Consider the following 15,412-nt stretch of genomic DNA (forward strand, 5'->3'; position numbering starts at 1 on the left):
GAGCACAGCCCCTTAAGTTCTTGAATTTCTCAGACACCGCTTCGGGCAGTTATGTTGGTTAAGGAAATCACCTTCGCACCCGTCGTCAAATTTTTCGGGGTTTTCCGTATGGGGTTTCACCATAGCGTGCCTTGAAATGGCGTGTCAGAATGTTGGCTGAACTGAACCCCGTCGCAGCTGCAACGTCGATCACCGACAGATCGGTTTCAGCCAATAGGGCTCGCGCCTTATCCAGCTTGATTTTCCGATATGTGGACGCCGGTGCTTCGCCCAGCGACTTGGTAAACATTCTTTCCATATGGCGGCGCGACACACCTGCGCTTTCAGCCAATTCTTCCAGCAGCAATGGGTCTTAGATATTCGCATACATCTCGCGCATAATGTGCAGGAGCTTGGGATTGCGAGAATCTATCGCCTTGGCGATTGATGACCTTTGATCACGCTTCGGGTCACCGGATAGGGAGTTCAAGCACATATCCGCAACCCATTGAATGAAACTGGTGCCGCTGAAGGGACTCGAACCCCCGACCCCATCATTACGAATGACGTGCTCTACCAGCTGAGCTACAGCGGCCAATCCGATGATAAAACGCATATCAGAATCGGATTGGCAGGGCTGTTAGCACCGCCCACTGCGCAGGAAAAGTGCTATTTGACCTTTTCAGGTTCCGGCGCGCTCGTCACTGTTGCTTCATCGGCGTCGAGTTCGGAAGACGCCGCATCCGTGCTCTGGGACGGCTCAGGATCAATGACCTCTGCTTGTTCAATCGGTTCGGATTTGTCTTCGATCGACCCTACGATAAGCGGCAGCATTTCGGCGCCGGCGGGAAGCACCGTTTCGCTCTGCGGTGGGGTGGTCCAACTTAGCGTGTCAAAGCTCTCACAGGTGTTACAGACCGGGGTCCATTCGCCGTGGATGGTCTTACAATTGTCGCACACCCATTGTGGCCCTCTGGGTGCCGTCAACGCGCGCGCAAGCCAACCACGAACAACTGCGTCCGATGCACCCTCGCCGCGCTCAATCGCAGCTGCGATAGCTAGAACCCGCGTGTCCGGCTGGGTTTCAGCAAGGTCGCCCAAAGAACGTCGCGCTTCGGGAAAGTCCTCAGCGGCAAGGTTCAGTTCTGCCAAAAGCAACTTTGTTTCGCGGTGTTCAGGCCGCATGGCGGTAATTTGCCTGAAACGCTGCAACCGCGCCTGAGGTGTTTCATTCGGTTCTATCTCGGCAAAGGCGGCTGCAAGATCGGGATGCGGCTGTACCTGCCACGCTTTCTTGAGGATACGAACCGCGTATTTGGAACGACCCTGCGCAATATGGCTACGCGCTGCCATGGCAGCGGCTGGGATAAGGTCAGGCGAGGACTTGTTGGCGGCAATCGCAGCCTCCTGCGCCTCGATGGTCTTGCCCTCGTCAAGAATGCCCTTTGCCTCGGACAAGGCTAACACGGCATCGCGTCGCTTGTGCACATCACGCGGCAAGGCGCCGTGCTTCAGCTTCGCGTTCAAGGTCTTTCGGGCTCCTGACCAGTCGGCATTTTTTGCCTGAAGGCGCAGCAGTGTGTCCTGTACTTCTTCATGTTTCGGCTTGATGGCAAATGCCCGTTCGGCCAACTTCAACGCGGTGTCGGTATCCCCGGCGTCGAGCTTTTGTTTCATCAGTCCGCGCACACCAACAAAGCGGGTGGCTTCGTTTTGAACCAGCCGCTTGTACACCTCTTCGGCTTTCTTCCGGTCGCCCGTCATTTCAGCAGCCTGCGCTGTGATCAGATCGGTCAATTCGGGCTTGTGAAGGTATTTCTCGGCCTTCGACGCCTTAGCCATCGCCAGACGCCCTTCTCCCGAAGCAAGTGCCATCAGGCCTTCACTCAGGGCTTGAAAGCCTTTGCGCTCCCGGTTGCGGTCAAAGTACCGCGAAATCGCGGTTTCGTCGCCGTTGATGAACTTCAACGTGGCAATCAACAGCGCAAAAAGCTTAAGGAATAGCCACACAACCAGGATTGCGACAAGGGCCGCAATTACGGATTGAAGCGGCCCCAAGGTGAATTCCGTGCCCCCGGCGGTGATCTGGATCCCACCGTTGCTTTCCATGAGAAAGCCGGCGCCCAGTGTCAAAGCAGCGACGATGACGACAAAAAGTACGATCTTGAAAAGAGACCAAAGCATCGGACGCCTCCCTTATTCCTGAAGCAGTTGCTGGACGAGTTCGTCCGCAGCGGATGTCGCCGCGAGGCGGGTTTCTGCGCGGGCCTGCCAGTCAGCGAGGGCTTCTTGTGCGACGTCAGGCAATCCAGACAATTCCGACAAAGCAGTGCTCAAATCACCGGATCGCACAGCCGCTTCGGCGCGGGAAAGCACGGCGTCGGGATCATCACCTTCTTTTGGCGCGACAGATCGCGCTCCAAGCTGGTTGGCAAAGAACGTCGTGACCCGGCCAATGCCTTCGGCGCCTTCGGTATCTACACTCCGCGCGGCACTCAGTGCGGCGCGGGCGGCTTCTGGGAACGTCTCGTTCAGGCTGGTTTGGGTCGGCACACCTTCATCTGCCAGTGACGCGATGGCCTCTGGCACCACCACCCCGTTCGATTCAAGAACTGCCACGGCGCCTGAGAATGATGCTCCGTTATTCAGTGCGGTTGTAAGCTCTGCCAAGGCCGCGCGGGAGGCTGCCAATAGCGCTTTTTCCTCAGCGTTTTCTTCAGCCGCAACGGCGTCCTGCGCCATTTGCGCCACTTCGACACGTTGCGTTTCGATTTCGGCCTGCAGGTCTGCCAATGCACGCTCATAAGCGGCAATGGCCTCTTCCGAAACCGAGCTTTCAAGCGGTTGGCGTTCGAGAGTGTCAATCCGAGATACGATTTCATCAAGCCGCGTTGTCAAGTCTGCAGCCGTAGCCTGGACCGCAGCGATCTGATCCTCGACAGGGGTCAAATCAACGCTTGGCGGTTCCATCCCTTCCAGTGACGACAGCCGCGCACCAAGATCAGATAGCGCACCGTCTTGTGTGGTCAGCGCACCGCGAACCTCGTCTTCGAAAGACGTGTCTGTCGCTGCATCGAATGGCCAGACGGCCTTAGATGAATAGGCCGCAACACCATATCCCAACACGGCAGCCGCTGCGCCACCGACCAACATCGGAACCAAGCCACCTTTGCGTTCGATTGTTGTTTCCTTGATCACCTGTGGCGCGACGGGCGGTGTTTCTGGTTCGGCCGCTGTCTTGGACTCATCCGGATGACCTTCGACGGACTCGGCTTCTTCGATCAGTTTTTCCGCTTCTTCTTCCGTCAGATGATCGTCCGCGACAGCCCCATCGGCGGGTATGTTGTCCGGGTCAGCTTCTGCAGATTCGGCACCGACCTCCGTTTGCGCAGGCGTTTCTTCAAGCGCGTCATCCTTGGGTTCAGCCTGCTCAACTACGTCGTCCGTGACTGTCGGCGTTACGTCGGCAGGGGCGCCTTCTTGTGCCGTTTCGGACTCCTTCGTGTCGTCGGCAGGAGCATAAACCTCAACTGCTTCAACGGCTTCGGCGGCAACCTCCAAATCCGTTGGTTCAGTTTCCGAAGCGTCTGACTGATCTGGCGCGCGATCCGTTTCGACCTTTTGGTCAGTTTCGTCTTTTGAGGTTTTGTCCGTGCTCTTGCGTTTCGCCACCGGTTAATCCTTCAATCTGTCAAGTTTGCGCGACAGCTATGTCAACTTTACCTTACAACCGTCACAGCCGACGCTCAAGACTCGCGGTGTCCGTGACCATATCCTTCACCAACTCCACCATCCCGTCGCGATCCGGCCGCCGCGATATTCTCGTTCTCTGTGCCGTATCTTTGGGCAGCACATCAGCAACGGCGCGACTGATCGCAGCAAATCGGATGCAGTCAATACCTATCGATTCGCGACCAAGCTGTCTTGCCGTCCTTGGCGAGAATACCGGTGCTATGATCGGTCTGTCTTGCGACAAAGCCTCCCGAGTCGCCGCAGAGAAGGGTTCAAGCTTCTGTGTATATAGAACAGCTTCCCTGGTTTCCACGCCCGCCGCGCTCAGACGATGCGCGACGTCTCCAATCGCGTTGTCACCGCGCACGTGAAGCAAAGGGCCTGTGTAGCCGTGGTTCAGTACGTGTTCGATCACTTGCTCTGCAGTCCCCCCTGCAACATCCGCCCTAAAACCAAACGCCTGTATCGCTGCACCAGTCGCAGGCCCAACGGCAATCGCGGGAATATCAAGCACCGGCCCCCCTAAAGTCGCATAAGCATCAAGAGCGTTTGCAGATGTGAAGATCAACCCGGTGACCCCGGAGAGATCGGGCAATGGTCCCGATACGTGGATCGACAAAAGAGGATTGATTAAAAAATCTGCAGAATCCCGAGTTTCCTCTGGAAGAGCGGCCCAAAACGCCTCTGATGACGCCTGCGGGCGCGTCAGAAGCAGAAGAGGGCGTTGATCATCCATGTCCATCCGGGATTGTTGTGAGCAGCAACCAAGGGTGGTAACTGCTGAGCCTCATAGGTGCAACGGAAACTCGAATGGGTCGCGATATCACCATTTTGGGGCTGGAAAGCAGCTGCGATGATACCGCCGCCGCAGTGGTGCGTGGTCGTAGGATCTTGTCTTCGGTTGTGGCGGAACAAACCGCGCTGCACGCAGCATACGGGGGCGTCGTACCGGAAATCGCCGCAAGGGCGCATGCGGAAAAGCTGGATATCTGTATCGAACAGGCGCTGACCGATGCAAAGATCGCGCTAAGCGGTATCGACGCGATTGCAGTCACCGCGGGACCGGGATTGATCGGAGGTGTGCTGTCGGGAGTGATGATGGCCAAGGGCTTGAGCGCGGCGACCGGCAAACCGCTGATTGGGGTCAATCACCTTGCCGGACACGCGCTGACACCACGGCTTACCGACGGGATGGAGTATCCTTACTTGATCCTTTTGGTGTCCGGAGGACATTGCCAATTCCTGCGTGTCGATGGGCCAACGTCGTTTGTGCGACTTGGCAGCACAATCGACGACGCACCGGGCGAAGCCTTCGACAAGACCGCGCGCTTGCTTGGATTGCCCCAGCCGGGCGGCCCATCAGTTGAAACATCCGCACTGTCCGGCGATGAAACGCGATTTGTCTTTCCCCGGCCACTGTTGGATCGCCCGGGATGCGACCTGTCCTTTTCTGGTCTCAAGACCGCATTGCTCCGCCAGCGCGATCAACTGGTTTCAAATCAGGGCGGCTTACACGCGCAAGATATCAGCGACCTTTGTGCTGGATTTCAGGCTGCCATCCGCGATGTACTGGTCGAGAAATCCCGACGCGCTGTGATCGGCTGCACCGGCATCACGGGGTTTGCGGTGGCTGGGGGTGTTGCTGCCAATACACAACTTCGGGCAGCTCTAGAGACACTTTCCAACCAGAACGGCTTGGCCTTCGTGGCGCCTCCACTCGCGCTCTGCACCGACAACGCCGCGATGATCGCATTCGCAGGAGCCGAGAAATTTGCATTAGACGGCGCAGATGACCTGACCTTGACCGCGCGCCCCAGATGGCCACTTGACCGGGTGGCCCCGGCGGCGCTGGGCAGCGGTAAAAAAGGGGCTAAGGCGTGATCGGTATCATGGGCGCCGGCGCATTCGGCACGGCGTTGGCGATCGCGCTAGCAAAGACCGGGCAGCCCGTCACATTGTGGTGCCGCACTTCTGAACAGGCCCAAAATTTGGACAAGTTGCGGTGCAACAGTGCCTATTTGCCTGATGCAGTTTTCCCAGACAGCCTAAAGGTTGCGCAGGATCTGGGCGCGATCATGGGTGGCAAAGCCCTCTTGATCGCCGTTCCCTTGCAGCACATGCGCGCAGCGATCTCGGTCCTTCCGCACAAGACCGAAACACCTTGGGTGGCCTGCTGCAAAGGCATCGAACTGAGCACCGGTCTTGGCCCGACGGGTGTGCTAAACGACGCCTCGCCCAATATGATGACCGCAATCCTCACCGGCCCCAGCTTTGCTGCGGACATTGCCATCGGCCGCCCCACCGCGCTAACGCTGGCGTGCAAGGATGCACCGTCCGGCGCTAGACTGCAGGCTGCTCTGACGACGCCCACTCTTAGGCTTTATCGCACAACCGACACAATTGGCGCCGAACTGGGCGGCGCGTTGAAAAACGTCATGGCCATCGCCTGCGGTGCCGTGATTGGTGCTGGTCTGGGCGACAGCGCACGGGCGGCGACGATGACCCGCGGCTTTGCAGAAATGCAAAGGATAGGGCGAGCTCTGGGCGCGCGCACCGACACTCTTGCAGGACTGTCTGGTCTTGGAGACCTTGCCCTAACCTGCACATCCGACCTGTCACGCAACTACCGTCTTGGGGTTTCCCTCGGTCGCGGCGACGCCTTTGATCCGAAAATCACCGTCGAAGGTGCTGCGACGGCGCAGGCCATGTCCAAGATCGCGCGCCAGAAAGAGATCGACACACCGATCACCAACATCGTGGCCAGACTTGTCGAGGGTTCAACGACGGTCAAGGATGCCATAGACTCTTTGATGACCCGACCACTGAAGGAAGAATGAATGCTTATCGCCCTGATCGCGCGCGACAAACCCGGCGCTTTGGATATCCGCAAAGCCAATCGCGAGTCCCATCTGGCCTATATCGACGCCACCGGCGTTGTGAATCAGGCCGGGCCACTGCTGGATGACGCGGAGCAGATGATCGGATCTCTGGTGATCCTGGACGTGGCCGATATGGCCGCCGCGCAAGGCTGGGCCGACGGCGACCCTTATGCGAAGGCGGGACTGTTCGAGAGTGTCGATCTTATCCCCTGGAAGCGTGTGATCGGCGGATGAGATACTGGCTGTTCAAATCCGAACCGTCCACTTGGTCTTGGGAGGATCAGGTCGCCAAAGGCGATGCCGGGGAAGAATGGGACGGCGTGCGCAACTACCAGGCCCGCAATTTCATGCGCGAGATGAAGATCGGCGATCAAGGCTTTTTCTATCATTCGCAATCCGAAAAAGCGATTGTCGGTACCATCGAAGTGATTTCCGAAGCCCACCCAGACAGCAAGACGGATGACGACCGCTGGGAATGCGTGGACATCAAGGCATTGGATGCGGTGAAAACGGCCGTCACACTTGATCAGATCAAGGCGGATGAACGGTTGTCCGACATGGTGCTCGTGAACAATTCGCGCCTTTCCGTACAGCCCGTTACGGACACGGAATGGCGGATCATTTGCGATCTTGCTGGTTTGGCTGGGTAACGCGCGCGGAATAAAGAAATGGACATGCCCATACTCCCTATAGTTTTAGCTGGTCTTGCAGGCTGGGCGTTTGGCGCGGCGTGGTACAGCATCTTTGCCAAACCGTGGATTGCCGCCTCGGGTGTTGCAACCGATGACACAGGCAGACCCGCCAATCGGAAAACCGCGCTGCCGTATGTGATCAGCATCACCTCGGCGATGGTCGTTGCGGCAACCATGTATTATGCCTTCGACATGCTGGACATCGTCACTGTTGGCAAAGGATTTACCTCTGGCCTTGGCATCGGGGCATGTTTTGCAGCTCCGTGGCTTGCCACCAATTACGGGTTTGCGGGTCGGCCGTTCAAGCTGACGCTGATCGATGCGGGCTATGCGGCTTTTGGATCGGCAGTGATCGGCGCCGTGATACCCCTATTCTGAATATAAACGGAGGGCTCGGCCTGTGCCGAAACCCTCCGTCCCCGCGCTCCCAAGTCACCACGCGCGTAAACTGAATATGGTTTCGGTCATCCTGACCGTCACCGTCTAACCTACGTCACTGCGTGCAACTTTCCAAACGCGAAGTCTGATGCATTTGTCTCAACTCCAAAGAATAAGGGCGCTCCTACAGGAACGCCCCATCTTGATCCTTTGCGGATGGATCAACCGTACACGGACTCTTTGCCGAAATGCTTGGTCAGCATATAATAGACCACCGCCCGATACTTGTTCCGCTCGGACTTTCCATAGGTCTCGATGACCGAATTGATCGCGTCCATCAATTCCGGGCCGTCCTTCAAACCAAGCTTTTTGACAAGGAAATTGGTCTTGACCGTTTCAAGCTCGGACGCCTGCGATCCCGCGACCGTCGACGCGTCGTCGTTGTAAATGGCTGGTCCGCAGCCGATGGTCACCTTGGTTAAAAGGTCCATGTCCGGTGTCATGCCGCACTTGTTCTTCAGGTCGTCCGCATACTTTGCGATCAAATCGTCTCTCTTACCCATCACTGTCTCCCGGTGAAGTCTTGGTTCCCCGGAGGACCGGCCCCCTACGTTGGGAAAGGTGGCAAAAACCAAAGGATCCGGCAACGATTAATCACATTTTGCGTTTCAGCGGCGTGTTTTCCCCCTAGAGTGGGTTCGAAAGCCACGGGATTATGGCTGGGATAACAGACATTGGAGGGGCGTATGGGCCTTTGGAATTTTGTGAAATCGGCTGGCCGCAAGTTGGTCGGCAAAGACGACCTGCCGACAGCAGCCATTCTTGAAAAGGAAGTTGCCGATCTGGGACTCGACACCAAAGGTGCGGAAATCAAGGTCGACGGGGACAAGGTCGTGGTCTCGGGCGGGGACATGACCCAGGAAGAACGTGAAAAGGTCATCCTGGCCGTTGGCAACGTCGAAGGCGTTTCAGCAGTCGAGGCAGACACGACGGACGAACCGGTGTTCCACGAGGTCGTGAAGGGTGACACACTTTGGGCGATTGCCGAGAAAACGATGGGCAATGGCTCAAAGTACAACGCGATCTTTGAGGCAAACCGCCCGATGCTTAGCCATCCGGACAAGATTTATCCGGGTCAGGTTCTGCGCATTCCGCAAGAAGCATAAAATAGCTGCCTGGAGGTCTCTTCATGCAGCTCGCTTTCTGAACGAATAATGTCAGCGGTTTGCCCGGTCCGAAAGCTTCGGAAGGACCAGCAAACCGCTGCTTTTTCGTGTTTGCTCATGTTGGGCGAAACTATTCACCGGCGGCAAATGTCTGCATGGGCTTGGTAAGGATCAAAGTCTGCGCTTTTGGCTTTCCAATCTCGCGCAAATACCAGACTTCTTTACCTTTTTTCTTGCTGGGCGGCTCTGAAACAATTTTGTAGGTTGATATCCTGGGTCCTACATTTGAGCCGTGCTGACAAAAAAGCACCTCATCGTTCAACACATGGTCAATCACCCCGATATGGGCATGATGGTCCGGCTCTTTGTGACCGTTTGGAATGACTTCCCAAAGGTCTTTTTTCTGGTCGCCCGACACTTTCGGGCGCGCCCATAAAACGACACTGTCGTAGTCAATATCGTACCAACTATGCGCGACTCCTGCGATCTGCTTGTACTTGTTGTGATAGTGAATTGGTTTCTCAAGAAAACAGCCGATGGCTGTGTAATATGCATTGGTAAATCCATTGCAATCCAACCCGATCTCCTGATCTTGGTCGATCCAAGCCTGCAAACGATCTGCCGAGACAAGACCCGCCTTCAACGAGAGCTCACATAAAAGCGAGATTTCCTCGAGTGTGGCATGTCCACAAAATGCCATCCGTATTCGATGTTTTGAGACATCCAGCCAATTCTTAGCGTGGTTGTTCTTTTTGACTTCCGGGTTCTTTTGCAATTGCCCTCTGAGCGTCCCTGCACGTTTGTAAGCGCCCCCTCCAGTGCCTGACTTGTAGCGTGTGATGGCAACCTTTTCACACCTCCTCCTGGCAGTCGCACCGGAAGGGCGTGGCAAATTTCAACAAATTCCGAACACCACAGTTCTGGCTTGAACCTCGGGAAGTTGGCATTACGAATTCCCTTGATCGCCGGATGGTCGCGGTAATTGCCCATCTCAACCTCAAATGAAAAATAAATAGTAGCGAATGGGTGTATGAGACCACGCCGCCGCGATTCCTCAAAAGCCTTTCGTCGTCAGCATCGGCCTCAAGCGAGCGCCTTTTGCTGACTGAAATTGGATTGAAGCACTACAGGCCTGACACAGAATGAAAAAGGCCCGGTCATTCACGCCGGGCCTTTCCTATTCAATGCGCCATTTCTTGCCGATCGGCTTAGTACCGATAGTGTTCCGGCTTGAACGGACCTTCGGGGGTCACACCGATATAGGCCGCCTGTTCCGGAGACAATTGGGTCAGTTTGACACCGATGCGGCCCAAGTGCAGACGGGCTACTTTTTCGTCCAGATGCTTTGGCAGGATGTAAACTTGGTTCTCGTATTGGCCGCCATTCTTCCACAGCTCGATCTGCGCCAGCACCTGATTGGTAAAGCTGGCGGACATCACGAAGGACGGGTGGCCCGTGGCATTGCCGAGGTTCAGCAGACGACCTTCGGAGAGCAGAATGATGCGGTTGCCAGAGGGCATCTCGATCATGTCTACCTGCTCCTTGATGTTCGTCCACTTATGGTTACGCAGGCTTGCCACCTGAATTTCGTTGTCGAAGTGGCCGATGTTGCCGACGATGGCCATGTCCTTCATCTCGCGCATATGCTCGATACGGATCACATCCTTGTTGCCCGTGGTGGTGATGAAGATGTCCGCGCTGTCGATCACGTCTTCCAGCAGAACAACCTCGAACCCGTCCATTGCCGCCTGAAGCGCACAGATCGGGTCGGCCTCGGTCACCTTCACACGGGCACCGGCACCAGACAGGGACGCAGCCGAACCTTTGCCCACATCACCATAGCCACAAACCACAGCGACCTTACCCGCCATCATCGTATCGGTGGCGCGGCGGATGCCGTCGACCAGAGATTCCTTGCAGCCGTACTTGTTGTCGAATTTCGACTTCGTGACGCTGTCATTCACATTGATCGCCGGGAACGGCAGCTGACCGTTCTTGTGCAATTCATACAAACGATGCACGCCCGTCGTCGTTTCCTCGGACACGCCTTTGATCGCATCGCGGGTCTTGGTGAACCAGCCGGGGGTTTCTGACATCCGCTTGGCGATCTGCTTCTTGATCACCTCTTCTTCTTCGGATTGCGGCACCGGGATGATCTCTTCACCCGCTTCGGCGCGTGCGCCCAAAAGAACATAGAGCGTCGCGTCGCCGCCATCGTCGAGGATCATGTTCGCGCCTTCAGGGAACATGAACGACTTGTCGAGATAATCCCAATGCTCTTCCAGCGTCTGACCTTTGATCGCAAACACAGGAACGCCCGCCTCTGCGATGGCCGCCGCCGCGTGATCCTGGGTCGAGAAGATGTTGCAGGACGCCCAGCGCACATCGGCACCCAAAGCGGTCAGCGTTTCGATCAGCACAGCCGTCTGGATCGTCATATGCAGGGATCCGACAATGCGCGCCCCGGACAGTGGCTTTTCGGCACCGTATTCTTCGCGCAGCGCCATGAGCCCCGGCATTTCGGTTTCCGCAATATCCAGTTCCTTGCGGCCGTATCCGGCCAGCGCGATGTCCTTGACGATATAATCTTTGGCCATTCCCGGCACTCCACATGTCAACCTTGATTGTGAAGGCAGGTAGCACGTGGTCCCTGCCCCGGCAATGCACGGTTGTTTACAACCAGCCAGCAGCATTCTACCCAAGACAAAAACGAGGCGCATCATGGCAAAACCACCACGCGCGTGGCAACGCATGCTTTCGGGCCGACGGCTTGACCTGCTGGACCCGACCCCAGTCGATATCGAGATCGAGGATATCGCCCACGGACTGGCCTTTGTCGCGCGCTGGAACGGTCAAACCTTTGGCGACTACGCCTATTCGGTGGCCGAGCATTCTTTGCTTGTTGAAACCCTGTTTGCGCGGCTCTGCCCCAAAGCAACCGCCGCAGAACGGCTAACCGCACTTTTGCATGACGCACCGGAATACGTGATCGGTGATATGATTTCGCCCGTGAAGGCAGCGGTAGGCCCGGGATATGGAGCGCTTGATGATCGGTTAACGGCGGCGATTCATATACGGTTTGGTTTGCCTGCCGTGACTCCAGCCAAGTTGAAGAAGCAGATCAAGAAGGCAGACCGGATCAGCGCATGGATGGAGGCGACCCAAATCGCAGGATTCACTCGCTCGGAAGCAGACAAATTCTTTGGCGCACCTGATTTGGACTTGATTGCTGACCTGTCGATTGTGCTACGAGCCCCGGTCAATGTACGAAACGACTTCACCTCGCGCCACTCTGCACTGATCGGAGAAATGGTGTGATCACAATTCGTCGTGCCGGAGCTTTGGATGCCCGGCAAATGGCGGAACTTTTGGATGCCATCGTCAAAAAAGGTGGTACCACGGCGCGTACAAAGCCTGTATCGCGAGACATCATTCTGGAATGGATGGGTCGCGACCCGGCCAGGTCGGCATGGCATGTTGCGGAGAATGACGCAGGGCACATCCTTGGGTTCAGTTTCTCGAACCGCACCCCGATCTTCCGCCCGAGGCCTGTGACATTGCGAGTTTTGTGCGATTGGGAAAAACTGGTCTTGGCGTCGGCTCAAAGCTGTTCGAGGCATCTAGAACAGCCGCAAAATCCTTGGGATATCGCTGGATCAACGCAACGATCCGCGCCGATAACGGCGGAGGATTGGCCTATTATCAAAGCCGTGGGTTCGATGACTACGCGCATCACCCAAAACAGCAGTTGAGCAATGGCGCATTGGTCGACAAGGTCAGCAAACGCTATGATCTGACTTAGCGCGGCGACCGTTTTGCAAGGATGCGTTGCAAAGTGCGGCGATGCATGTTCAAGCGGCGCGCTGTCTCGGACACGTTGCGATCACAAAGCTCGTAAACACGCTGGATATGCTCCCAACGAACGCGATCCGCGCTCATCGGGTTCTCTGGTGGCGGGGGCAGAACGTCTCCCTTGGCCAGCAAAGCGTTTGTGATATCCGTCGCGTCTGCGGGTTTGGACAGATAATCCGTCGCGCCGATCTTGACCGCCGCAACAGCCGTGGCAATCGCACCGTATCCGGTCAGAACCACAACCCGACTGTCCGGACGCTTGTCTCGAATGACCTCGACCACATCAAGACCGTTCCCATCCTCCAATCGAAGATCGACAACGGCGTAAGCCGGGGGACGCGCAGTTGCTATGGCAGAGCCTGCCGTGACCGATTGGGCTGTTTCCACCTCGAAGCCGCGCTTCTCCATCGCCTTGGCCAGCCTGCGCAGAAACGGCTCGTCGTCGTCCACAAGAAGCAGGCTCTTGTCGTCACCCAGATCGTCGATGGTACGCTCGCTCACCGTGGTTCCCTCCCGTCGCGTTTGCGTTATCCGCCAGTATTACCGGCGAATTTTCCAACATCAACGCACAAATGACCCGCTAACTTGCGGCGTCAAGAAAGCACGACGTCCGTTCGGCGACCTGTTCGGGGGTTAGTTCGCGGCGAAAGAACTCGACGAACCCATCCTCCGGCATGACGAGATAGGTGAAGGTCGAGTGGTCGACGAGGTAATATTCATCGTCTGCCGGCTGTGCGCGGAAATAGGTGCGGTAAGCTTGACTGGCTGCCTTTACCTGTTCTTCAGAGCCGGTCAGTCCGATCATGTTTTCATGCAGATTGGCTGCAAAGTCACCGACGACTTCGGGCGTATCACGCTTGGGGTCGATCGAGATGAAAACCGGCGTGACCTCATTGCCCTGCTCGGCCAGAAGATCAACCGCCTCGGCATTCCGAACGGTATCCAGAGGGCATACATCCGGGCAAAACGTATAGCCGAAATAAATCAGCGACGGCTTTGTGATCACATCTTTGTTGGTGACGGTCTCACCCGCAGAATTTACCAAGGTAAAGGGTCCGCCTATCGTATCCGACCCACCCGCGACCTGCGTATTGCGGCAGGATGCGTACTTGTCCTCCCCTTCAGAAGGCTGGCTTGCATACCAAACCCCGCCCATCAGCGCGACAATTGCCACGCCAGCTGAAATCGCTGCCAAACGTACCATGGGATCTCCTTCGCATGTGCATGAACAAAGCCTTTCTCATCAGAATTGGCTTGCCTATGCTCTGTCGATGTTGAGGTAAGGATTTTGAAATCCGGGGCAAGAGGCGAAAGGGCGCAGATGACGGAATCCGAGTTCGGTATCTTCCAGGAACGCCAGCGCGGCAGCTTTATTCGCCTGCGAACCATGATTTGGTTGCGGTGGTTCGCCATCGTTGGACAACTGGCGGCAATCACACTGGCGCAAAAGCTTTACAACCTGCAACTTGAACTCGGCCTGTGCTACTTGGCCGTCGGCGTCTCGATTGTCGGCAACTTGATCGCCATTTTCGTCTTCCCAGAAAACAAGCGTCTGAACGAGGCCGAGAATTTTCTCATGGTCCTGTTCGATCTGTTGCAACTGTGTTTCCTCTTGTATTTGACAGGCGGTCTACACAATCCGTTCACGATCCTGGTCCTTGGGCCAGTGATCGTTTCGGCGACGATCATGACCCTCAGATCAACGATCATCATCGGAGCAACAGCTTTGACTCTGGTGACGCTGATGGTGTTTTTCCATTTGCCGCTGCGCACCGAACAAGGGTTCATCATGCGCATCGCAGATGTGTTTGTTTTCGGCCAATGGATTGCGATCACCATCGCGGTGGTCTTTTTGTCGCTTTATGCACGCCAGATCACCGAGGAAATGAATTCGATGGGTGACGCTGTTGTGGCAACCCAGATGGCGCTCAGCCGGACGCAGATGCTCAACAATCTCGGCGGCGTGGTTGCGGCCGCAGCGCATGAGCTTGGCACGCCGCTGGCCACGATCAAACTGACAAGCGCAGAACTGATTGAAGAACTGTCCGACCAGCCAGACCTGCAAGAGGACGCACGGCTCATCCGCGAACAGGCAAACCGCTGTCGCGATATCCTGCAATCCATGGGGCGTGCAGGCAAACAAGATCTCCAAATCCGGTCTGCGCCTTTGATGGAGGTGATCCGTGAAGCTGCTGAACCCCATTTAAGTCGCGGGAAAGACGTTCTCATTGAACCTCATGGCACGGAAGAAGACTTTGATCCTCCGCTCGCCTTGCGGCGCCCCGAAATCATCCACGGCCTTCGCAACCTGATCCAGAATGCTGTCGATTTCGCCCGCGCAACAGTCTGGGTCGAAGCGCATTGGACCGAAAATACCGTCTCCATTCGCATTTTGGATGACGGGCCGGGTTATCCAACGAACATGCTTGGCCGGATTGGTGATCCGTTCGTCAGGAACCGAAAAACCGACCGAGACCGCAAGGCGCGCCCGGAATACGAAGGCATGGGACTTGGGCTGTTCATTGCCAAGACCCTGCTTCAGCGCTCGGGTGCGGAATTGAGCTTTGCCAACGGCGGAGATCGCAATAACGTTTCTACACAGCGCCGGGGTGCCATCGTCGAGGTGGTCTGGCCGCGCGACGCAATTGTGCCGCCAAGTTTGCCAAAAGGAGAAGGCATTGGCGAAAACCCGTCTTTCCAGCTCTGAAAGTCTCCAGTCGTATTAACCTGCGGT

Annotated in this window: 18 protein-coding genes and 1 tRNA gene; 9 read left to right on the forward strand and 10 right to left on the reverse strand. The window is 56.5% G+C overall.

Annotated elements, in window-relative coordinates; genetic code table 11:
* Positions 1-85: 85 nt before the first annotated feature.
* The 5 genes from ACK3EW_RS18640 to ACK3EW_RS18660 form a co-directional block, all read right to left on the reverse strand.
* Positions 86-346: a helix-turn-helix domain-containing protein gene (locus ACK3EW_RS18640; protein ID WP_493807354.1), complete on the reverse strand. Its 261-nt coding sequence runs from the start codon at positions 344-346 to the stop codon at positions 86-88.
* A 152-nt stretch (positions 347-498) separates the two neighbouring features.
* Positions 499-574 (reverse strand) — tRNA-Thr (locus ACK3EW_RS18645).
* 74 nt (positions 575-648) lie between these two features.
* Entirely contained in the window at positions 649-2,163 is a 1,515-nt protein-coding gene (locus ACK3EW_RS18650) for a heme biosynthesis protein HemY (RefSeq protein WP_493807355.1), read from the reverse strand.
* Positions 2,164-2,175: 12 nt separating this feature from the next.
* Entirely contained in the window at positions 2,176-3,651 is a 1,476-nt protein-coding gene (locus ACK3EW_RS18655; RefSeq protein ID WP_493807356.1) for a COG4223 family protein, read from the reverse strand.
* Positions 3,652-3,712: 61 nt separating this feature from the next.
* Complete coding sequence (locus tag ACK3EW_RS18660; RefSeq protein WP_493807357.1) at positions 3,713-4,447, reverse strand: uroporphyrinogen-III synthase; 735 nt, start codon at positions 4,445-4,447, stop codon at positions 3,713-3,715.
* A 74-nt stretch (positions 4,448-4,521) separates the two neighbouring features.
* Between ACK3EW_RS18660 and tsaD the strand changes: the two genes are divergently transcribed.
* From tsaD to ACK3EW_RS18685, 5 genes are read left to right on the forward strand one after another with little or no spacing between them, the layout of a single operon-like run.
* The gene (gene tsaD, locus ACK3EW_RS18665) at positions 4,522-5,592 is read left to right on the forward strand and encodes a tRNA (adenosine(37)-N6)-threonylcarbamoyltransferase complex transferase subunit TsaD (RefSeq protein WP_493807358.1); all 1,071 of its coding nucleotides are present in this window, start codon (positions 4,522-4,524) and stop codon (positions 5,590-5,592) included.
* The gene (locus ACK3EW_RS18670; RefSeq protein WP_493807359.1) at positions 5,589-6,548 is read left to right on the forward strand and encodes an NAD(P)H-dependent glycerol-3-phosphate dehydrogenase; all 960 of its coding nucleotides are present in this window, start codon (positions 5,589-5,591) and stop codon (positions 6,546-6,548) included. The genes tsaD and ACK3EW_RS18670 overlap by 4 nt, the downstream gene beginning before the upstream one ends.
* Entirely contained in the window at positions 6,549-6,824 is a 276-nt protein-coding gene (locus ACK3EW_RS18675; protein WP_493807360.1) for a YciI family protein, read from the forward strand. It abuts the gene before it with no gap.
* Complete coding sequence (locus ACK3EW_RS18680) at positions 6,821-7,240, forward strand: EVE domain-containing protein (protein WP_493807361.1); 420 nt, start codon at positions 6,821-6,823, stop codon at positions 7,238-7,240. Before ACK3EW_RS18675 ends, ACK3EW_RS18680 begins: the two co-directional genes overlap by 4 nt.
* 24 nt (positions 7,241-7,264) lie before the next feature.
* Complete coding sequence (locus tag ACK3EW_RS18685) at positions 7,265-7,660, forward strand: DUF1761 domain-containing protein (protein WP_493807362.1); 396 nt, start codon at positions 7,265-7,267, stop codon at positions 7,658-7,660.
* 221 nt (positions 7,661-7,881) lie between these two features.
* On the opposite strand, the gene ACK3EW_RS18690 is transcribed toward ACK3EW_RS18685, so the two are convergent.
* Positions 7,882-8,223 (reverse strand): DUF2853 family protein, encoded by a 342-nt coding sequence (locus tag ACK3EW_RS18690; protein ID WP_085627553.1) that lies wholly within the window; start codon positions 8,221-8,223, stop codon positions 7,882-7,884.
* Positions 8,224-8,406: 183 nt separating this feature from the next.
* Here ACK3EW_RS18690 and lysM point away from each other — a divergent pair, with 183 nt between their 5' ends.
* On the forward strand, positions 8,407-8,826 hold the full coding sequence (gene lysM / locus ACK3EW_RS18695) for a peptidoglycan-binding protein LysM (RefSeq protein WP_493807363.1): 420 nt from the start codon (positions 8,407-8,409) through the stop codon (positions 8,824-8,826).
* A gap of 130 nt (positions 8,827-8,956) precedes the next feature.
* Here lysM and ACK3EW_RS18700 read toward each other — a convergent pair whose 3' ends face one another.
* Both ACK3EW_RS18700 and ahcY read right to left on the reverse strand, forming a co-directional pair.
* A complete protein-coding gene (locus ACK3EW_RS18700) occupies positions 8,957-9,601 on the reverse strand; it encodes a hypothetical protein (protein ID WP_493807364.1) in 645 nt (214 codons plus the stop codon).
* Between the two features lie 433 nt (positions 9,602-10,034).
* Positions 10,035-11,423, reverse strand: coding sequence for an adenosylhomocysteinase (gene ahcY, locus ACK3EW_RS18705; RefSeq protein ID WP_439119313.1), 1,389 nt, complete (start codon positions 11,421-11,423; stop codon positions 10,035-10,037).
* A gap of 124 nt (positions 11,424-11,547) precedes the next feature.
* On the opposite strand from ahcY, the gene ACK3EW_RS18710 reads away from it, so the two are divergent.
* A complete protein-coding gene (locus ACK3EW_RS18710; protein ID WP_493807365.1) occupies positions 11,548-12,144 on the forward strand; it encodes a hypothetical protein in 597 nt (198 codons plus the stop codon).
* A gap of 322 nt (positions 12,145-12,466) precedes the next feature.
* The gene (locus ACK3EW_RS18715) at positions 12,467-12,628 is read left to right on the forward strand and encodes a hypothetical protein (protein WP_493807366.1); all 162 of its coding nucleotides are present in this window, start codon (positions 12,467-12,469) and stop codon (positions 12,626-12,628) included.
* Here the strand turns inward: ACK3EW_RS18715 and ACK3EW_RS18720 are convergent.
* Both ACK3EW_RS18720 and ACK3EW_RS18725 read right to left on the reverse strand, forming a co-directional pair.
* Positions 12,625-13,179 (reverse strand): ActR/PrrA/RegA family redox response regulator transcription factor, encoded by a 555-nt coding sequence (locus ACK3EW_RS18720; protein WP_493807367.1) that lies wholly within the window; start codon positions 13,177-13,179, stop codon positions 12,625-12,627. The genes ACK3EW_RS18715 and ACK3EW_RS18720 overlap by 4 nt on opposite strands.
* Positions 13,180-13,258: 79 nt before the next feature.
* Positions 13,259-13,882, reverse strand: coding sequence for an SCO family protein (locus ACK3EW_RS18725; RefSeq protein ID WP_439119316.1), 624 nt, complete (start codon positions 13,880-13,882; stop codon positions 13,259-13,261).
* Between the two features lie 117 nt (positions 13,883-13,999).
* On the opposite strand from ACK3EW_RS18725, the gene regB reads away from it, so the two are divergent.
* A complete protein-coding gene (regB, locus tag ACK3EW_RS18730; RefSeq protein ID WP_439119317.1) occupies positions 14,000-15,385 on the forward strand; it encodes a sensor histidine kinase RegB in 1,386 nt (461 codons plus the stop codon).
* Positions 15,386-15,412 lie beyond the last annotated feature (27 nt).

Source organism: Marivita sp. NO-S04 (assembly GCF_059070475.1).

What these genes read in the sequence shown, in the direction of transcription:
- lysM (WP_493807363.1), top strand. Translation starts at nt 8,407, where the DNA reads ATGGGCCTTTGGAATTTTGTGAAATCGGCTGGCCGCAAGTTGGTCGGC.
- ACK3EW_RS18660 (WP_493807357.1), bottom strand. Translation starts at nt 4,447, where the DNA reads ATGGATGATCAACGCCCTCTTCTGCTTCTGACGCGCCCGCAGGCGTCA.
- ACK3EW_RS18675 (WP_493807360.1), top strand. Translation starts at nt 6,549, where the DNA reads ATGCTTATCGCCCTGATCGCGCGCGACAAACCCGGCGCTTTGGATATC.
- ACK3EW_RS18725 (WP_439119316.1), bottom strand. Translation starts at nt 13,882, where the DNA reads ATGGTACGTTTGGCAGCGATTTCAGCTGGCGTGGCAATTGTCGCGCTG.
- tsaD (WP_493807358.1), top strand. Translation starts at nt 4,522, where the DNA reads ATGGGTCGCGATATCACCATTTTGGGGCTGGAAAGCAGCTGCGATGAT.
- ACK3EW_RS18685 (WP_493807362.1), top strand. Translation starts at nt 7,265, where the DNA reads ATGCCCATACTCCCTATAGTTTTAGCTGGTCTTGCAGGCTGGGCGTTT.
- regB (WP_439119317.1), top strand. Translation starts at nt 14,000, where the DNA reads ATGACGGAATCCGAGTTCGGTATCTTCCAGGAACGCCAGCGCGGCAGC.
- ACK3EW_RS18680 (WP_493807361.1), top strand. Translation starts at nt 6,821, where the DNA reads ATGAGATACTGGCTGTTCAAATCCGAACCGTCCACTTGGTCTTGGGAG.
- ACK3EW_RS18690 (WP_085627553.1), bottom strand. Translation starts at nt 8,223, where the DNA reads ATGGGTAAGAGAGACGATTTGATCGCAAAGTATGCGGACGACCTGAAG.
- ACK3EW_RS18710 (WP_493807365.1), top strand. Translation starts at nt 11,548, where the DNA reads ATGGCAAAACCACCACGCGCGTGGCAACGCATGCTTTCGGGCCGACGG.
- ahcY (WP_439119313.1), bottom strand. Translation starts at nt 11,423, where the DNA reads ATGGCCAAAGATTATATCGTCAAGGACATCGCGCTGGCCGGATACGGC.
- ACK3EW_RS18650 (WP_493807355.1), bottom strand. Translation starts at nt 2,163, where the DNA reads ATGCTTTGGTCTCTTTTCAAGATCGTACTTTTTGTCGTCATCGTCGCT.